At 35.2% G+C, this 19,021-nt stretch carries 22 protein-coding genes; 20 read left to right on the plus strand and 2 right to left on the minus strand.

Annotated features, from left to right (window positions below; translation table 11 throughout):
- Window position 1: 1 nt before the first annotated feature.
- Entirely contained in the window at window positions 2-472 is a 471-nt protein-coding gene (locus tag JG537_RS03575) for a pyridoxamine 5'-phosphate oxidase family protein (protein WP_199543641.1), read from the plus strand.
- Window positions 473-526: 54 nt separating this feature from the next.
- Here JG537_RS03575 and JG537_RS03580 read toward each other — a convergent pair whose 3' ends face one another.
- Window positions 527-1,375 (minus strand): AraC family transcriptional regulator, encoded by an 849-nt coding sequence (locus JG537_RS03580; RefSeq protein WP_199543643.1) that lies wholly within the window; start codon window positions 1,373-1,375, stop codon window positions 527-529.
- Between the two features lie 219 nt (window positions 1,376-1,594).
- Between JG537_RS03580 and JG537_RS03585 the strand changes: the two genes are divergently transcribed.
- From JG537_RS03585 to JG537_RS03645, 13 genes are all read left to right on the plus strand, one after another.
- Entirely contained in the window at window positions 1,595-3,466 is a 1,872-nt protein-coding gene (locus JG537_RS03585; RefSeq protein WP_199543645.1) for a glucose PTS transporter subunit IIA, read from the plus strand.
- A 13-nt stretch (window positions 3,467-3,479) separates the two neighbouring features.
- The gene (locus tag JG537_RS03590; protein WP_199543647.1) at window positions 3,480-4,226 is read left to right on the plus strand and encodes a ChbG/HpnK family deacetylase; all 747 of its coding nucleotides are present in this window, start codon (window positions 3,480-3,482) and stop codon (window positions 4,224-4,226) included.
- A gap of 84 nt (window positions 4,227-4,310) precedes the next feature.
- Window positions 4,311-5,228, plus strand: coding sequence for a glycine betaine ABC transporter substrate-binding protein (locus JG537_RS03595; RefSeq protein WP_199543653.1), 918 nt, complete (start codon window positions 4,311-4,313; stop codon window positions 5,226-5,228).
- A 15-nt stretch (window positions 5,229-5,243) separates the two neighbouring features.
- Complete coding sequence (locus JG537_RS03600; protein ID WP_199543657.1) at window positions 5,244-5,597, plus strand: putative quinol monooxygenase; 354 nt, start codon at window positions 5,244-5,246, stop codon at window positions 5,595-5,597.
- Window positions 5,598-5,615: 18 nt separating this feature from the next.
- Window positions 5,616-6,056: a PPC domain-containing DNA-binding protein gene (locus tag JG537_RS03605; RefSeq protein ID WP_199543658.1), complete on the plus strand. Its 441-nt coding sequence runs from the start codon at window positions 5,616-5,618 to the stop codon at window positions 6,054-6,056.
- Between the two features lie 17 nt (window positions 6,057-6,073).
- A complete protein-coding gene (locus JG537_RS03610) occupies window positions 6,074-6,859 on the plus strand; it encodes an acetoin reductase (RefSeq protein WP_199543659.1) in 786 nt (261 codons plus the stop codon).
- A 21-nt stretch (window positions 6,860-6,880) separates the two neighbouring features.
- Window positions 6,881-7,498, plus strand: coding sequence for a hypothetical protein (locus JG537_RS03615; RefSeq protein ID WP_199543660.1), 618 nt, complete (start codon window positions 6,881-6,883; stop codon window positions 7,496-7,498).
- A gap of 15 nt (window positions 7,499-7,513) precedes the next feature.
- Window positions 7,514-8,284 carry a protein-ADP-ribose hydrolase gene (locus JG537_RS03620; RefSeq protein ID WP_199543662.1) on the plus strand — a complete coding sequence of 257 codons (771 nt, stop codon included), beginning with the start codon at window positions 7,514-7,516 and terminating at the stop codon, window positions 8,282-8,284.
- Between the two features lie 18 nt (window positions 8,285-8,302).
- On the plus strand, window positions 8,303-8,821 hold the full coding sequence (locus JG537_RS03625) for a hypothetical protein (protein WP_199543664.1): 519 nt from the start codon (window positions 8,303-8,305) through the stop codon (window positions 8,819-8,821).
- Window positions 8,822-8,871: 50 nt separating this feature from the next.
- Window positions 8,872-9,741: an SIR2 family NAD-dependent protein deacylase gene (locus tag JG537_RS03630; RefSeq protein ID WP_199543670.1), complete on the plus strand. Its 870-nt coding sequence runs from the start codon at window positions 8,872-8,874 to the stop codon at window positions 9,739-9,741.
- A gap of 35 nt (window positions 9,742-9,776) precedes the next feature.
- The gene (locus JG537_RS03635; protein WP_199543673.1) at window positions 9,777-10,655 is read left to right on the plus strand and encodes a nitroreductase family protein; all 879 of its coding nucleotides are present in this window, start codon (window positions 9,777-9,779) and stop codon (window positions 10,653-10,655) included.
- A 36-nt stretch (window positions 10,656-10,691) separates the two neighbouring features.
- Entirely contained in the window at window positions 10,692-11,591 is a 900-nt protein-coding gene (locus JG537_RS03640; protein WP_199543674.1) for an alpha/beta hydrolase, read from the plus strand.
- A 138-nt stretch (window positions 11,592-11,729) separates the two neighbouring features.
- Complete coding sequence (locus JG537_RS03645; protein ID WP_199543678.1) at window positions 11,730-14,246, plus strand: glycoside hydrolase family 3 N-terminal domain-containing protein; 2,517 nt, start codon at window positions 11,730-11,732, stop codon at window positions 14,244-14,246.
- A gap of 99 nt (window positions 14,247-14,345) precedes the next feature.
- On the opposite strand, the gene JG537_RS03650 is transcribed toward JG537_RS03645, so the two are convergent.
- Complete coding sequence (locus tag JG537_RS03650) at window positions 14,346-14,918, minus strand: NADPH-dependent F420 reductase (RefSeq protein WP_199543680.1); 573 nt, start codon at window positions 14,916-14,918, stop codon at window positions 14,346-14,348.
- A gap of 172 nt (window positions 14,919-15,090) precedes the next feature.
- Here JG537_RS03650 and JG537_RS03655 point away from each other — a divergent pair, with 172 nt between their 5' ends.
- The 6 genes from JG537_RS03655 to JG537_RS03680 all read left to right on the plus strand — a co-directional run bounded on the left by JG537_RS03655 (window position 15,091) and on the right by JG537_RS03680 (window position 18,985).
- Window positions 15,091-15,420, plus strand: coding sequence for a winged helix-turn-helix transcriptional regulator (locus JG537_RS03655; protein WP_039690545.1), 330 nt, complete (start codon window positions 15,091-15,093; stop codon window positions 15,418-15,420).
- 118 nt (window positions 15,421-15,538) lie between these two features.
- Window positions 15,539-16,492, plus strand: a complete 954-nt coding sequence (locus JG537_RS03660) for a zinc-binding dehydrogenase (protein ID WP_199543682.1) — start codon at window positions 15,539-15,541, stop codon at window positions 16,490-16,492.
- Window positions 16,493-16,500: 8 nt separating this feature from the next.
- Window positions 16,501-16,950: a MarR family winged helix-turn-helix transcriptional regulator gene (locus tag JG537_RS03665; protein WP_134775334.1), complete on the plus strand. Its 450-nt coding sequence runs from the start codon at window positions 16,501-16,503 to the stop codon at window positions 16,948-16,950.
- Complete coding sequence (locus JG537_RS03670; protein WP_157339483.1) at window positions 16,943-17,569, plus strand: ABC transporter permease; 627 nt, start codon at window positions 16,943-16,945, stop codon at window positions 17,567-17,569. The genes JG537_RS03665 and JG537_RS03670 overlap by 8 nt, the downstream gene beginning before the upstream one ends.
- 23 nt (window positions 17,570-17,592) lie before the next feature.
- Window positions 17,593-18,366 carry an ABC transporter ATP-binding protein gene (locus tag JG537_RS03675; protein WP_199544525.1) on the plus strand — a complete coding sequence of 258 codons (774 nt, stop codon included), beginning with the start codon at window positions 17,593-17,595 and terminating at the stop codon, window positions 18,364-18,366.
- Window positions 18,359-18,985: an ABC transporter permease gene (locus JG537_RS03680; RefSeq protein ID WP_199543684.1), complete on the plus strand. Its 627-nt coding sequence runs from the start codon at window positions 18,359-18,361 to the stop codon at window positions 18,983-18,985. Before JG537_RS03675 ends, JG537_RS03680 begins: the two co-directional genes overlap by 8 nt.
- The last annotated feature ends 36 nt before the right edge of the window (window positions 18,986-19,021 follow it).

The following is a 19,021-nucleotide window of genomic DNA, read 5'->3' on the forward strand; positions in this document are numbered from 1 at the left end:
GATGAGACAGCTAGAATTTTTTAAATCGTTGAATTATGATGATGGTTTAGAAGTTACAAAACAAGTCTTGGAAAGATTTCCTTTACAATATGGTACAACACTTGGTCTAGACGGTCATCCTCAAATTAGAGCACTGGAATTTAAATTTGAAGATGATGGTGTTTTATATTTTGATACTGTGACGTTTTATCAGTCTTACAAAGAATTGTTAAATCATCCTTTTTTACAAATTTGTGTTTGTGACCAGGAGACGATGACTTATCTAAGACTTGGTGGTAAAGTTAATTTTACAACTGATAAAGATATTATTAATCGTTGTTTTGTTCAAAGTCCCGTTTTAACTTCTCAATTTGGTCAACAACGAGATAAAGTAATTGCTTATTATTTAACGGATGTTTGGGTAGAATTTAATTCCTTTTTACCAGAATTGCCAAAGAGAAACTATCATTTAAAAAATAAGTATGATGCCTAAAAAGCCTTCTTATTACATTCTCATTTTAAGAGTTTGTAATAAGAAAGGCTTTTTTTACATTTTGTATAAGTGCCGATACTCAGAAGGAGTGTAGCCGATTTTTTTATGAAAAGTATTATAGAAGTAAGATAAATTAGAATAACCGCAGTTCTTGGCAATATCTTTAATGCTTTGATCGCTAAATAACAGCTTCTTTTGCGCTTCGCCTAGTCTACAGCTGACAATATAGTTGTTTACAGTATAACCAATATATTTTTTGAATTGTCTAGAGAGGTGGAAAATGCTGACGTGAAATTTATCTGATAAAAAGTCTAGTGATAGCTCATCTTTGTAGTGGTTGTCGATGTAACTTCTAATTTCCCGAATAGAATTTTCCTTTTCAGAGAAAGGTTTATTGCGATAATTTTGTGTCTTGAAGGCTACAATATTCAACGCTGACATCATCAAAGCACTAACAAGTTCAAGATTAATCTCATTTTGATTAGTTATTTCATCTAGGATTTGACGAAATAGGATCTCTAGAATAGGATGCTGTTCTCCACTAGATAAAACTGGAGAAACGTCATTTCTTAAAAGGCAATTTTCGGGCATATTTTCTACTTGAATTCTAGTTAGATTGATACAAATTTGCTCAACAGGTTCGCTTGGGTTACTTTTTTCAGCGTGTGGGGTATTCTGATTTTTAATGACAATATCTCCCGCAACAGCTTCATAAACATTTCCATCAATATATAGTCCACATTTGCCTGAAAGAATGTAAGAAATTTCAATACTGTTTTTATGGCTATGTAAGTTAAATGACCATGTGGGATCATCTTTCGCTTGAATATAATTAATATTAATTAGTTCAGGTTGACCTAATCTAGGTAATTTTGTTTTATCTTTGAAGTGATATGTAAACATGTCGGACCTCCTAAAAAAGATTATAAAGTGGAAAAATAAAAATAGCAAATGAAAAGATGAGCAAGATTTGAAATAAAGGAAACGCATACATTTTTAAAAAGTATGGAAAATGCTGCGCTTTAATAGGGATGAAATCATAAAAAACAGCAATTAATTAGAATAGAAAAAGTGCAAAAAACAGAATATACTTTAAGCAATTAAAGAAAAAGGAGTTTACATATGGAAAAACAAAATTTTAGAACAACTGCTGAGGATGTTCTGAAAGCAGTTGGAGGCAGTGACAATATTGTTAGTGCAACACATTGTATGACACGTTTACGCCTGAATCTAGTAGATGAGCAGAAAGCAAATGATGAAGCTGTTAAAGCGATAAAAGGCGTTATTGGAGTTAACCACCAATCAGGTCAATATCAGGTCATTATTGGTCAAACTGTTGACAAAGTTTATGCTGAATTTTCTGGATTAATTGGGAATAAAAGCCAAATTCAAGCTGCAGATTCAGATACCCCAAAGAAAAAGCTAACGGTTAAGGAAACTTTCTCAAGGGTACTTGATTATTTATCTGGAAGTATGACGCCACTCATTCCAGCTATGATTACTGCTGCTATGTTTAAGACAATCCAGGTTATCTTAGGTCCAGATTTATTTAATCTGATTGGTACAAATAGTGATATTTATCAACTTTGTGGCTTTCTATACAGTGCATTTTTCTATTTCTTACCTATTTTCCTAGGATTTACAGCTGCTAAAAAATTAGGTGCCAGTCAAGTTATGGGACTTTACGTAGGAGCGATGTTACTTGTTCCAGAATTGGTTCAGTTAGCGGAGAAGTCGTTTAAAGTTTATGGTTTTATTCCAACAACTATCCACGATTATTCTCAATCAGTAATTCCTGTTGTTTTAAGTGTGTGGGTAATGTCATACATTGAAAAATTCTTCAAAAGAATTGTTCCAGCTGTTTTGTCGACAATTTTTGTCCCATTTTTAACAATGATCGTCATGACACCATTAGTTTTAGCACTATTAGCACCAATTGGAAATATTTTTGGACAATGGATTGGTGATGGATTAATTTCATTTGGCAATATTGGTGGATTCGTTGCGGTAGCTGTAGTAGCTGCGCTTTGGGAGCTACTGGTAATGACAGGTATGCATATGGTATTGATTACATTTGCCTTGACTGCTTTAATGACAAATGGAGTTGATAATTTTGTTATGGTAGCGGCTGTATTAGCTACTTGGGCTACGTTTGGTTTATCTCTCGGTGCTGCCCTTAGAATTCGAGATAAAGAAGAAAAAGCGTTGACTTTTGGTTATGTTGTTAGTGGTATTGTGGGAGGAGTTACAGAACCTACAATTTACGGCGTTATGTTAAAATATAAGCGAACAATCGCTGCCTTGATTGTTGGAGGAGGTTTTGCAGGTGCTTATGCAGGGCTTACACATGTCGGAATGTATGTAGCTGGTGCTTCGAATTTTCTTAGTGTTGTTGGTTATTTTGCCGGTGGTCGAACAAATATTATTAACGGTTTCATTGCGACTGCAATTGCATTTTTTGGAACTGCAGCTTTGACTTATTTCTTTGGTTTCCGTGATGATGAGTATCAACTTGGAGAAGTAGATGACGGGCTTGATACTAACATTAAAATTTTTAGTCCATTAACTGGAGATGTGGTGGCACTATCAGATGTAGAAGATGAAGTATTTTCTTCAGGAGCTATGGAAAATGGTATTGCCATTTTACCAAGTGAAGGTCGAGTGGTTGCTCCTGCTGATGCTGAAGTCACTTTACTTTTCCCAACTAAGCATGCTATTGGTTTGAAAACTATTGATGGAGCCGAAATTCTTATCCATGTAGGCATGGATACCGTAAGCCTAAACGGTAATGGATTTGACTCGTATGTGTCAATAGGTGATAAAGTTAAAAAAGGTCAAACATTACTTACCTTTGATGTTGAGAAAATTAAAAAAGCAGGCTTAACTACCGTAACACCAATTATTATTACCAATACAGCTGACTATCAGTCGATTAACTTATGCAAAGATAACAAGGTTACTTTCGAGGATTTCTTGTTAGAGTTAGTAAAATAAAGGAGATGAACTGATGAAAAAAATTTTGTTAAGAGCAGATGATTTAGGATACTCAGAAGCTGTCAATTACGGCATTGAAAAATCAATTAAAGATGGTTTAATTAGAAGTTTAGGCGTCATGGTCAATATGCCTGCAACAAAGCACGGGGTTGATTTGATTAAATCATATGATATTGCACTTGGTGTTCACACTAATATTTGTGCAGAAAAACCGTTAACAGATCCAAAACTTATTCCTAGTTTGGTTGATGATAATGGCTACTTTAAATCATCAAGAGTTTATCGAGAAAGTAAAGAAGATTTTGTTGTTTTTGATGAAGTGGTCATTGAAATTGAAGCTCAGTATCATAAATTTGTAGAATTATTTGGACGAAAGCCAGATTATTTTGAGGGTCATGCAGTAGCTTCTCAGAATTTTTTTAAAGGCTTAGAGTATGTTGCTAAAAAATACGATTTAAAATATTCAGGAATTTCTTTTGATGGTTCACCTATAACAATTGGACAATCTGGAGTTGTTTTTAACATGGAATCAATGTCTCCAGACTATGATCCATATGATATGGTAAAACGTATGGTTGCTAAAGATGAAGGAGCTGTGCAACTTGCTGTTTTTCATCCAGGTTATTTAGATGATTATATTTTGTCTCATTCAAGTTTAACGCTTCCTCGTACTAAAGAAGTTGCAGTCTTAACTGATGAAGGTTTTAAAAAATGGTTGATTCAACAAGAAGTTGAGCTAATTGATTATAGAGATTTATAAAAAATAAAGTAAAAATATTTGACTAATCCAGCTTATACTGATATATTTAAAAAAGTAAAAATATTTTACTATTAGGAGGATGCAATGAAAAACAAGAAAGTTCTGGCAGCGCTTATTGGGATTATTATTCTGGCGCTTGTTGCTGGTATTGCACTTTGGAAGAATAACCAAGCTGATAAATCGACATCTAAAGCAAGTACAACAATTAGAGTTGGATCAAAAGATTTTACAGAAAGTCTAGTCGTTTCAGAAATTTATGCTTTAGCTTTAGAGGATAATGGCTATAAGGTCGACCGAGTTTCTAATATTTCGAGCTCACTAATTCATAAATCACTTGTGAATGATGAGATTGATCTTTATCCAGAGTATACAGGAACTGCCTTGCTAACAATTCTTGGTGATGATATGGAAACTGATCCTGACAAAGTTTATCAAACTGTTAAGAAAGAATATGAAGAAAAATATAACTTAACTTGGTTGAACTACTCAGAAGCTAATGATAGCTCAGGCTTAGCGATGCGTAAAGAAACTGCTGATAAGTACAATATCAAGACAATTTCTGACTTACAAAAAAATGCAAGCAATATTCGTATGGCATCACAAGGTGAATACGAAGAACGCGAGGATGGACTTCCAGCATTAGAAAAAGTTTATGGTGAATTCAATTGGAAATCATCTAAAGTTTATGACAACAGCTTGAAATATCAAATTCTTGAAAATGATGAAGCAGATGTGACACCTGCTTATACAACTGAAGGGCGTTTAGCAGAAACTGATAAATTTGTTTTGCTTGAAGATGATAAACATGTGTGGCCACCGTATAATTTAGCGCCAGTTGTTAGAGATAATATTTTGGAAGCTAATCCAAGTATCAAGAAAATTCTTAATAAAGTTTCAGCAAAACTTGATACCGAAACAGTCACAAAACTTAATGCTAAAGTTGACGTTAACGGTGAAGAGTACACTGATGTTGCAAAAGAGTTTTATGATAGCATCAAATAAGAAAGAGGAATAATAATGATTGAAAACAGCATTATGTATTTGGTAGAAACAAAAGTTGAAGAAAAAAACTTGCCAACCTTGAAAGAATTAATTTCAAAAATGGTAGCTCAAACTGAAAAAGAAGAAGGTGCTTTAGCATATCACTGGTCAATTAAAGGAGACACTGTCTTTACAATTGAACATTATCGTGATAACGCAGCGACAAAATTACACTTAGATGGTTTTTCTAAAAATTTTGCTGAGGACTACATGAACTTAGTTACTGTGACAGCATGTACCGTTTATGGAAATCCCAATGCTGAAGTTAAAGAAATTTTAGATGGCTTTGGTTCAGTTTATCGTGACACAATTGAAGGATTTGTTAAATAAGAAAGAAGGCATTGTTTAATGTTTTATGAAAAAGTTGGAAATGATTATTTATTACGATTGGAAAAAAACGAAGAAGTTTTAGATAGCATTCAAAGGCTTTGTCAAAAAGAACATATTCTTTCAGCTACTTTTCAAGGAATTGGAGCTTGTGATGATGTCATAATTTCAACCTATATACCAGAGAAAAATGATTTTGTTAATCACGAAAAAACAGGAATGTTGGAAATGGTATCACTAATGGGAAACGTCCGATTAAAAGATAATCAATTTGATCAACATGCTCATGCTAGCTTTTCTTTCTTGGAAGATGATAAGGTAAATGTTTTAGCTGGTCATTTGGCAAAAGCTAGAATTTCTTATACAGCTGAAATTCGTTTGACACCAATTGATGGAAAAGTAACATTGACGCTTGACGAAAAAACAGGAATTGATGTTTGGAATCTAAAACAATATCTATAAAAGGGGGAGTATTTTATATGAAAAAAGTAGCTATGGTAACTGGTGGAGCACAGGGAATCGGTGAGGCTATTGCAAAACGATTAACAAAAGATGGTTTTGCGGTTGCCATTGCTGATTTAAATGTTGAAAAGGCTGAATCAGTTGTTGACGATATTAAAGCAAGCGGAAGAGAGGCAATTGCGGTTTGCATTGATGTTTCTGATCAAGAGAGTTTCCGTGATGGTGTTCGTTTAGCTGCTGAGCGTTTGGGAGGGTTCGATGTTTTGGTAAATAATGCAGGTATTGCACCTGGATCAGTTATCGAAGAAGTTACTCCAGAAGATTTTGATAACATGTTTCATATTAATGTAGCAAGTATTGCTTGGGGGATTCAAGCGGCTATTGAACAATTTAACAAAAAAGAACGTAAGGGCTCAGAAATAATTGGAAAAATTATCAACGCCAGTTCACAAGGTGGTGTAGTTGGGAATGCCGGCGCCTTTCTTTACAGCGGATCAAAATTTGCTGTTCGAGGAATGACACAAGTTGCTGCAAAAGACTTGGCTTCACGAGGAATTACTGTTAATGCTTATGCTCCTGGTACAGTAAAAACACCAATGATGTTAAATGCTGTTAAGGATATTGCGAAAGCTAACCAACAAAGTGAAGACTGGGCGCTAAATCAATTTACACAGTTTATTACTCTTGGTCGCTTATCTGAACCAGAAGATGTGGCTGCTGGTGTGGCTTTCTTGGCAAGTAGTGACTCAGATTATATGACTGGTCAAACACTAGAGATTGACGGTGGAATGCAATTCCATTAATGAAATGGGGCAATAAATAAGATGCAAGATTTTTTAAACTCAAGCATTTTAAAAGCAGTTGGAAGCCATTTTAAAGTTGTTAAAAATGACTTGACTTCAGAGAACTTACTTCAAGTCGTTAAGGATAAAAATATTCTTGAGGATGATGAAGCAACTTATGTAAAAGTACTTAATAGTGATTTTCATGATGGTGTTATTGAAGTTGATGTTTTAAGTCGTCTGTTACCAGATGCTCCAGAACATGCGCGTGGCTTTATTGGGCTTGCTTTTAGAATTTCAGAAGATGATTCAAGTTTTGAGTCATTTTATATTCGACCAACAAACGGTAGAGCGGATACTCAGTTACGACGTAACCGGACAACACAATATTTTTCTTATCCAAATTTTAAGTATTTTCACTCCAGAGAAACGAATCTAGGAGAGTATGAGTCATATGCTGATATTGCTTTAGATGAGTGGATTCATCTAAAAGTTGTTGTAGCTGGTGAAAAAGCTCAACTATATCTCAATCATCAAGAAGAGCCAGTTTTAATTGTCAACGATTTGAAACATGGTGATAGTAAAGGTCAAATCGGTATGTGGGTCGATATTGGGACAGAGGGTTATTTCAAAAATCTTGAAATAACAGCAACTGATTAAAAAGAAGGTCGAGCAATGAATCAAAAAGAGCGTCGTTTGTTTTTGATAAATGATTTATTACATGAAGCAAATATTAATGCCAATATTCCAAGAAGTGAATCTGATCAGAAACTTTTATTGAGAGCTTTATTTAATGTCCGTGATCCAAAGCCAGCGTCACCTCGTTTTTTAAAAATTCAAGATGATTATTTGCAGGAAGCGCTGAGGGAAAAAGGTATAACTCAGCTGTCAGAGTTAAATCAAGTAGCGCCTCAGATTTATATTTGGCGTGGAGATATAACTACTTTGCAGGTTGATGCTATTGTCAATGCAGCAAATAAGTATCTTCTTGGGTGTTTTGCTCCAAACCATTCTTGCATTGATAATGCTATTCATACTTTTTCCGGTATTCAATTACGTTTAGCCTGTAATGATTTAATGAAAGAACAAGAAGGACATGAAGAGAAAACTGGTCAAGCTAAAATAACACCGGCTTTTAATCTCCTAAGTCGATATGTTATTCATACAGTAGGACCAATTATCTCTGGAAAATTAACTGATTATGACCGTCAGCAATTGACCTCATGTTATGAATCATGCCTTAAATTGGCTGATGAAAATCAAGTGTCAAGCATTGCTTTCTGCTGTATCTCAACAGGTGAGTTTCACTTTCCAAATGATGAAGCAGCGAGAATTGCAGTTGCGACCGTCAAGCGATATTTGAATGAAAGCGGAAGTCAGATGAAGGTGGTTTTCAATGTTTTTAAAGAAAAAGACGAAGAAATTTATTATAGCCTTTTTAAATGAATTTAGAATGGAAGAAACATGGGCAAAGAATTGATGTGGGTGTGTGGTTTGCTTCCTCAAAAAGAACAAGAGAAATTAGTAGAAATCTGTAAAGAAGCAAATCGTGAGATTGGATTACCAGAAGTGGTTTTCAAATTTCCCTTGCATATTTCAATGAAGAAGAGCTTTTATGTGACAGATTTTGAAAGTGTAAAAAAAGAAGTTGTATCATATATTCAAAAACGAGGACCTTTAACGTGTTATGCAGATTCGATAATAAAATATAAAGGAATGATTTGGCTTCCGATAAAACTTACCAAAGACATTAATGACTGGCATAAAGATTTAGACGAACTATTGAGTAAAACGTACGATGTGTCGATTGATAGTTTTGACGCTAATTTTAAACCACACATTAGTCTTTTTACCAAGGGAAGTCAAAAGCAAATTGATGAAGTGTACAAAAAATTGCTACCAGCGATTTCAGAAAAGCAATTACAAATTCGGAAATTTGTTGTTGGGTCATCTAAACATAGTGATGACTATTTTACGGTGTAATGATAAGTAATTGGCATCAAGATTAAAATGTTAAGTGAAAGTGGTGTTTAATGATTTTTAAGAAGAAATTGAAAAAATCTACTAATCCTTATTTGGCTAATCTTGAAAAAGCAAGGTTAGCGCTGATGGAAGCTGATGCCATTTTGATTGGTATTGGTGCAGGAATGTCAGAGTCAGCAGGACTCAATTATTCTGGTGAGCGATTTGAACAATATTTTTCAGATTTTAAAGAAAAATATGGCATAGAGGACATGTATTCTGGCGGTTTTTTTGAATTTTCCAGTCGTGAAGAATATTGGGCATGGTGGAGCCGCCAAATTTATTATAATCGCTATGATACGATTGTTGGAAAACCATATAAGGATTTACTAGAATTAGTAAAAAATAAAAATTATTTTGTGTTGTCAACAAATGTTGATCACCAAATTCAAAAAGCTGGTTTTAAAAAAGAACGTCTATTTTATACTCAAGGCGATTATGGCTTGTTCCAATGTTCGGTACCTTGTCATGAGGAAACTTATGATAATGAAAAACTCGTACGTCAAATGATTGAAGAGCAAAAAGATTTGGAGGTTCCAAGTGAATTGATTCCACGCTGTCCAAAATGTGGTGCTGAAATGATGTTGAATCTAAGAGCTGATGATCGTTTTGTTGAGGACGAAGGATGGCATCAGGCAAAATCAAATTATAGTAAATGGCTTTCTGAAAATGTTGATAAAAAGATTGTTTACCTTGAATTGGGTGTTGGGATGAATACGCCTGTTATCATTAAATATCCATTTTTAAAAATGACAGTTAGTAATTCAAAAGCAACATTTATAACGATTAATCAGACACCTTTTGTGTATCCTGATGAAGTACAAAAACAAACGATTCAATTTCAATCAGATATTGGTGAAGTTTTAGCAGAGCTAAGGTGATTAATAATACAGCGTTTAAAAGGAGTTGAAGACGAGTGGGTGTAGAATCAAAAACACATTTTCATGTTGATAAATCAAAGTGTATAAAGTGTGGTCGATGTGTCAATACGTGTAGTGGCATGGTGATTGAATTTGGAAAAGATGGCTATCCATACATGAAAGAATTTTCACGTTTTGGTTGGCAAGGCTGTTGGAAATGTCAACACTGTTTAGCGGTTTGCCCAGTTGGAGCGATTTCTATTTTTGATAAAAAGCCAGAAGATTCTCTTCCGTTACCACCAAAAGAAATGGGAACTTATATGGAAGAGTTGGTTGCTAGTCGTCGTTCTTGTCGCCGATTCTTGGATAAAAATGTCAATCCTGATATTATCACAGGGATTTTAGATGCAATGGCTCAAGTTCCGACAGGAGGAAATGCTCAGTGGGTGGAATATACTGTTATTGATGATAAGGAGCGTGTCAATGACATTCGAAAAAAAGCGTATGCGATTATGGAAGAAAAAGCAAAGCATCACAAATATACGCACAGTTTTAACAATTTTTACTACAAGAAAATGAAAGAATCTGAAAAGAGTGTTCGTAAGGATGATATGCTATTTTGTGGTGCTCCACACCTATTTATTGCACATGATCGAAATCGTGGTAAGTGGTCTGAGGATTCAAAAATTAACTGCCATATTGCAACAGCTTATTTTGAATTGTTGTGTAATGCACATGGTTTGGGAACAGCAATTATGAGTTATCCTGCGGAAGTTCTTGAAGAATTAGCACCAGAAGCTAGAAAAATGCTTGGGATTCCTGAAAATCACTATGCTAGTCTTATTGTTGGTTTTGGTTATCCTGAAATTAAATATGCGCGTGGTGTGCAAAAAGATAGAAGTCGTAAAACACATCGTTATACTGATTCGAAGTAAAAAAAGATTTTTTAACATGAAAAAGGAATTTTAACAATGAATGCAGATGTTTTAGAAAAGATGCGTGAAAATCAGCATATCTACAATGACAAAGCTATTAATGAGCATTGGGATGATTATGATGCTGTTGCAAAAGAAAATATTTTTTATATTGATGATCATGATGAAAATCATTTATTAGATGTTTATTCACCTCAATCAAATCCTAATGCAGTACTGCCTGTCATCGTTTTAATCCATGGAGGTGGCTATGCTAGTGGATTTAAAGAACTTAATCGCCGTATTGGTCGATTGATTGCGAGTGAGGGCTTTCATGTAGTAAATATTAATTATTCACTAATGCCTGAGGTTTCTTTTAAAGAAGAACTTAGTGAAATTTCTACTGTTTTAAACTGGATTTCTGATAACAGCACAGTGTATGGCTTTGACAAACGTAAAGTTTCTTTAATGGGAGATAGCTCAGCCGGTCATCTTGTTATGCTTGCAGCGGCAGCACAATATAATTCTGAAACTCAAGATTATTTCGGAATAACCACATATGAGTATGGCTTAAAAGGAGTTATTTCTGTTTGTCCTGCTTCGTTTGATGCAATTAATAACTCATCAAATGAAATTAACCAGCAAGTCAAAAATGTACTTTCTGATTGGTTAGATAATGATGAATATGTAAGCCAGTCATCATATCAAAAATTTTTAAATCAAAATTATCCTGAAATTTTGATCGTAACAACGCCAGAAGACTCTATTTTAGCACAAGAATCTATCAATATTCATAACTTTATGGTTGAAAAGGGTATTAAACATCGTTTCAAATCTTATTCTCCTCAATCTAATAAGATTGATCATGTGTTTAACATCTTATTCCCAGAGTATGAAGAAAGTAAACAAGCTAATCGAGATATCATTGACTATTTAAAAGAGATGTCTTCACGTTAATTGTATTTATTAAGAAAATTTATCTGGAGCTTTCCATATTTTAAAAGTGACCTTTGATTGTTTGGGCTATATCTAAGTCATGATGGAGAGGACGATCCATGGTAGGTTTTCTTTTTTTTAGAAGAAGGAGGAACTTTTATGAAAAGAATCACAGAAAATACTGTACAAGATTTTGAAATGAAGCATGCTAAACTTATTAAAGATTTAGCACCTGAAACAACTTTGTTTTTAAAACAAAATGGAGAATTTCCACTGGCGAATGCTGGAAAAATTGCTGCATTTGGTAAGGGGGTTCGACATACTATCAAAGGTGGAACAGGTTCAGGTGATGTCCACGTCAGAGGTTTTGAAACAATCGAAGAATCACTTGAAAATGCGGGATTTACTGTTACTAGTAAGAAGTGGTTAGATAGTTTTGATATAGTATTAAAAGAAACACAAGATAAGTATTATGCTGATACGAGAGCAGCAGCCATAAAAGCTGGTGTTAATCCGATGATATATGCTTTTGGACAGACAAGTCCTGACCCAGTGTATGATTTTGACCTATCTGGTGAAGGAGATACGGCAATTTATGTCCTATCAAGAATCTCAGGTGAGGGTAGTGATCGTCGCGACGAAAAAGGTGATATTAAGTTATCAGATGAAGAAGTTCGTGATATCCTCAAGTTGAATAATCAATATGAACATTTTATGTTAGTCCTAAACGTAGGTGGTATGGTTGATTTACGACCTGTTCTTGAAGTTGAGAATATTCTATTATTGGGGCAGTTAGGTGGCCCGACTGGGCAAGTCCTATCTGATATTCTTTTAGGAAAGGCTAATCCTTCTGGGAAATTAACCATGACATGGACAGCATTAGAAGATTATCCTTCAACAGATGGTTTTGGTGACTGGAATGATACTTATTATAAAGAAGGTATCTATGTCGGCTATCGCTATTTTGATACGATTAACAAGTCAGTACTATTTCCATTTGGATATGGCTTAAGTTACACAGATTTTGAATTTAAAACAGAAAAAACAGAAGTTGTTAATGACAATATTAAAGTGACAGCATCAGTCAAAAATATTGGACAGTACAGTGGTAAAGAAGTACTTCAGCTTTATGTTTCATTACCAAGTGCTAAACTTAACCAGCCTTATCAAACTCTTGCAGCTTTTGTTAAAACACCAGAACTTAGTTCTGAAGAAAGTGCTAAAGTTGTTTTAACTTTCAAATTTAGCGATTTAGCAAGTTTTGATCAAGAAAAGGCAGCCTATATTTTAGAAAAAGGCGATTATGTTTTGCGTTTGGGAAATAGTTCTCGTAACACTGAAACCGTTGCCATTCTTCAACTTGATAAAACTACAACTGTTAGACAAGTCAAAAATGTTGCAGCGGTTGTTGATGAAAATTTCAAGGAAACTAAATATCAAGTTGTTAATCGCAATGAATCTTTTGAAAATCTTCCAATCTTTTCCATATTATCAAATGATATTAATACAGAAGTGATTGAATATGCTAAAAAAGCTACCGAACTGGTTTCAAAAGGATTTATTCACTGGAATGATGTTGTGTCGGGAACACACACACTCGAGGACTTTGTTGCACAATTTAGTGAAGAAGAGTTGGCACGAATAGCTTTGGGACACTTCGATGAAGATCAAACTGATTCAAGTGTACTTGGTTCTGCAGCTGTTTCTGTTGCTGGAGGTGCAGGTGAAACAAGCCTGATGTTTAAAGAAAGTCATGGCTTACCTAGCTTAGCTATGGCTGATGGTCCTGCAGGGATACGTATTAGTTCTTCATATAAAATTATTAATGGTAAAATTAAATCAACAGGTGTCTCTTTTGGAGATGATGTCGTTGCTTTGTTAGGCCCAGATTTGGTCAGTGAAGAACAAAGTCCGGATGAAATTAATGCGACTGAATATTATCAACCTACGACAGCTATTCCAATTGGAACAGACTTAGCTCAATCATTTAATCTTCCATTGATTGAATCGATTGGAAATTTAATTGCTGAGGAAATGACTATTTACGGAGTTCATCTTTGGTTAGCCCCAGCTTTAAATATCATGCGTTCGCCACTTTGTGGTCGTAATTTTGAATATTATTCAGAAGATCCGTTGGTTTCTGGACTAGTTGCTGCAGCAATTACAAAGGGTGTTCAAAGTCATCCAGGATGCGGGGTAACTCTTAAGCATTATGCAGCTAATAATCAAGAGACAAATCGCTATACATCAAATAGCGTTTTGTCTGAACGAACATTACGTGACATTTATTTACGAGGTTTTGAAATAGTTGTTAAAACAGCTAAACCAGTATCAATTATGAGTTCATATAATTTGATTAATGGCGAACATATCAATAACCGTAGAGATTTGATGACTAATGTGTTGCGGGATGAATGGCAGTTTAAAGGCTTTGTAATGACTGATTGGCTGATTACGACAACTATCATGCTAAATCCAAATAGTAAGTATAAACAAGCTAGTGCGGCTGGTTGTGTACTTGCTGGAAACGATATGACAATACCAGGAATGCAATCTGATTTGGATGATATACTTGAAGCTCTTCATAACGAATCTCACCTTTATCATCTTACAAAAGCAGATTTACAAACTGCAGCTTTATCTGTTCTATCAGTCGTTAAACAACTATCTGTTTAAGTAAGACTGTCTGTTTATTATGCAAAAAACCACGTTCAGTTGAACGTGGTTTAATGAATGACTAGGCAAAAATCGTTGCTTTACAGATAGGAGTTGGGATTATTTGTACAAGCCAAAGCCACCTGTCCAAGAAATTTTTTCTTGAACGGCAAGAACAAGTTGAAGAAAACCAAACGATTCTAGTTCACGTGCACGTTTAAGTGAACCAGCATCAAGAACATTGAGTCCTGAACCAGAAAGCGTAGTAGTGAAAGTAGTTTTGGCATCTTCGTCATCACCTGCAACAAGAACAGTTGTTTGGACAGCATCTGCAACTTTTTTAGTTGTCAAACTTGCAGCAAAGTTTGTATTGAATGCTTTAAGGACCTTAGCACCAGGAACTTTTTTGGCGATTTCGGCTGCCGCAGAGCTATCAGCTGGAACAACCAAACTGTCAAAAGTATTGAAATCAAGTGGGTTAGTAATATCCACTACGATTTTGCCATTTAGTGCGCTAGCATATTTTGAAAGAATATCATCTACTGCAGGATACGGAACAGCTAGGATAACAATTTCGCCTAAAACAGCATCAGCTTCATGCCCGATAAGTGTGACAGTGTTTCCAGCTTCTTCATAACGAGCTTTCAAAGCTTGTCCCATATTGCCTTTACCAAAAATTGAAATATTAGCCATATTATAAGACCACCTTTTAATGAAATTTAGCTTGCTTTGTTCAAGCTATGGTTATATAATAATCCCACATATTCCAAAAAGGAAGTACGCACTTTAAAGTGCCATAGTTACTAAAAGGTACCAAATGACTAAAATCAACTATTGTGGGAAATAAATTTTTTTGAGGTAAAAAATGAAAAAAGAATTACCAGAATGTCCAGTTGAAACTACATTAACTTTAGTAAGTAATAAATGGGTTGTCCTCATATTACGGGATTTATTTACAGGAACCAAACGATTTGGTGAATTAAAAAAATCTTTGACGCCCATCAGCCAAAAAGTCTTGACTCAGCAATTGCGAGCCATGGAATCAAATGGTGTCGTTCATCGTGAGGTTTACGCCGAAGTTCCACCACGTGTTGAGTACTCACTGACAGATCTTGGATTAAGTTTAAAACCAATTGTGATGAGCATGCAGGATTGGGGAAATTGGTATAAAAAACGAGTTGAATTAGAAAAATAATGTTAAAACTAGGCACTAAGTCTAGTTTTAGTTAGAAGAAAAAATAGTCAAAAAAATTGACTATTTTTTCTGACTATGACATAATATAGACAAAGAAAAACGATTTGAAAGGTGAAGTATGAAAGCTATTGTTGTTAGAAAACCAGGTGATAGTAGCGTCCTAGAAGTGACTCAAGTGGCCAAACCAAGTGTAAAACCAGGTTGGTCTTTAGTTAAAGTCATGGGATTTGGTATTAATCGTTCTGAGATTTTTACAAGACAAGGCTTGTCGCCAAGTGTTAATTTTCCAAGAATTTTGGGAATAGAATGTGTTGGAGTAGTTGAAGAGACGACAGATGCTATACGCTTACCAGTTGGTCAGAAAATCATTTCGATTATGGGAGAAATGGGACGTGATTTTGATGGCTCATATGCTGAATATGTTCTCTTGCCAAATGAGCAAATTTATCCTGTGACGACAGATTTGGACTGGAAGACTTTAGCAACAATTCCTGAGACATACTATACCGCCTTTGGTGCTTACAAAAATTTAAAGATTGAGTCTGATGATGTTGTCCTAGTGCGTGGTGGGGCAAGTGGTGTTGGCACAGCATTTGTAAAGTTGGTGAAGGCTAAGTTTCCTGAAGTTAAGGTTTATGCGAGTGTTCGTAATGCTGCTAAAAAAGCACAGCTTTTATCTGTGGGGGTTGATGATATTGCGATTGATGACAATGGGCTTTTAAAAACAGACCTGACATTTACCAAAATTTTAGAGCTGGTTGGACCTGCGACTATAAAAAATAGCATCGCACATTTGGAAGAAAGCGGAATTATTTGCTCTTGCGGTCAACTTGGGAGAAAATGGTACTTAGAGGACTTTGACCCGATTATGGAATTGCAAAATAATGTTTATCTGACAACTTTTTATTCAGGAAATGTTTCCCAAGAAAAGATTCAAGAGATGTTAACCTACATTGAACAAGAACATGTCGATATTTGTCCTGAGAAAGTTTTTGATTTGGAGAATATAAAAGCTGCGCATGATTATCTTGAAAGTTCGCAAGCTTTTGGAAAAGTTATTGTTTTAAATTAGGAGGAAATATGGTTAGTAACGCAAAAAAATACGCTCGTTTACGTGACGAACAGTACGCTTTATTTGAAAATTACGCTAAAAAACATGGATTAAACAGCAAGTCATTATTAGTTTTTATGTGGATTTATCACAATTCATACGGTATGACTCAAGAAAGTATCGCAAAAAGAACATTTTCAACAAAACAAGTTATTCAAGCGATTGTAAAAACTTACATCAAAAAAGATATTCTATATTTAGAGCCTTCTAAAAAAGATGGTCGCAAAAAAATTGTTCGTTTGACTGAAAAAGGTGAAAAATTTGCTGCAGAATTGTTGGAACCTTTATCGAACTTTGAAGCGCAAGCAATGGCAGCTTTAAGCAAAGAACAACAAGAAGTTTTATTGTCAGCGACCGCGATGTTTACAGAAAATTTAAGAGGGCTTTTAGAAAACCATCAGGTAGAAAAAGATGATTAATGATATAGCGAGTTATTTCGCCAAAAATTGGGAAACTTATTTAGGTTATGTTTGGCAGCATGTGAGCCTCAGTATTGAAGCCTTGCTGATTGGAGTTGTAATTGCTTTGCCACTTGCTTATCTTTCGTATGAGAATGCTTCGGTAAAACAATTCGCAACGCTTTTGACGCAAGGCTTACGTGTTATTCCAAGTTTGGGGATTTTGTTTATTTTGATTCCTTTTATTGGGGTCGGACGTTTGCCAGCCTTGATTGCTTTAGTGATTTTAGGGATACCGCCGATTTTGCTAAATGCTATTGTTGGGTTGTCCTCAGTTTCGAAAGATTTATTAGAAACAGCTTTGGGGCTTGGCATGACGAAATTTCAGCTGGTAAGAAAAGTTCTATTTCCACTTGCCCTTCCGCATTTTTTAAATGGGATAAAACTAGCTTTAGTAGAAATAATTGCTAGCGCTACTTTAGCGACATACATTGGAGCAGGTGGTCTTGGGACTTTAATTTTTACAGGGTTAGGGCTTTACCGATACGACCTTTTGGTGATAGGTGGCGGATCTGTCGCTCTGCTTTCATTTCTTAGTATGGTGATTTTTGATTTAAGTATTAAAGGTTTAGAGCATTAGCAATGAAGAATAGAAAAGAAGATATGTCAGAAAAAACAATTATTCAATTTGAACAGGTGAGCAAAGCATATGGTGAGAAGACTGTTGTAGATGATATCAATTTGGAAATCAAAAGTGGTGAGTTTATCACCATTTTAGGGACTTCAGGTTCTGGTAAGACAACCTTGTTAAAAATGATTAACAAACTGATTGAACCAACATCAGGTAAGATTTTCTTTGCTGGGGAAGATATTGAGCAGATGGATTCTGTTAGTCTTCGTCGCCAGATTGGCTATGTTGTCCAACAAATTGGTTTATTTCCACACATGACAGTTGCTGAAAATATTGCAACTGTTCCAAAGCTATTAGGTTGGGACAAGGCTCGGATTGAAAATCGCGTGAAAGAACTTTTGGATTTGGTGCAATTGCCGATGGCTGATTACGGTAATCGTTACCCAAGTGAATTGTCTGGTGGACAGCAACAGCGAATCGGAGTAGCGCGTGCTTTAGCAGCTGACCCCGATGTTATGTTATTTGATGAACCGTTTGGTGCCATTGATGCGATTACGCGAAATGATTTGCAAGGAGAATTGCAAGCTATTCATCAAAAACTTAATCAAAAGACCTTTGTTTTTATCACTCACGATATTTACGAAGCTTTTAAATTGGGAACTCGCGTCATCATTATGGATAATGGTAAAATTTGTCAATTTGATACTCCTGAAAATATTATCAAAAATCCAGGCAATGATTTTGTTCGAAAATTAATTGAAACGGCAAAGCAGCAAGAACAATTGTGGGAGGCAAGCTATGATTGATTACTTTAAGGGGGCGTCCGATAAGTTAATCACAGCCTTGATTGAACACATTGAATTAACATCTATATCTTTGGTTTTTGCTTTAATATTTGCAGGACTTGTGACAGTGCTTTTGCTTTTTTATCCCAAAATTCGACAAGCTTCTGTTTACATCTTGTCACTTTTGTACGCTATCCCAAGTTTTGCTTTATTCACCTTGTTGATTCCTTTGACAGGGCTCGGACAAAGAACAGCGATTGTAGCACTTGTGATATATGCACAATACACACTAGTTCGAAATTTTCTTTCGGGACTAACAAATGTTGATTCAAGTATTCTTGAGGCTGCGACAGGTATGGGCATGACAAAATGGCAAGTTTTGATGATAATTCAGCTTCCTTTGGCGCAGTCGTCAATTTTTGCAGGACTTCGTTTGGCTACTAATTCAATTATTGCTATAGCAACTATTGGTGCAACAATTAATGCGGGTGGAATTGGGACTATTTTGTTTGATGGACTTCGAACGATGAGTCTAGTTAAGCTCCTCTGGGGTATTATTTTGGCAGTTGGTTTGAGTTTACTTGCTAACTTACTTTTCTACTTAATTGAAGAATTATTTAAAAATGAAAAAGCTGGCTAGACCGGCTTTTTATTTGTCTCGATAGCTTGATTTATC

This window comes from Streptococcus vicugnae (genome assembly GCF_016461705.1).
Lineage (GTDB): Bacteria > Bacillota > Bacilli > Lactobacillales > Streptococcaceae > Streptococcus > Streptococcus vicugnae.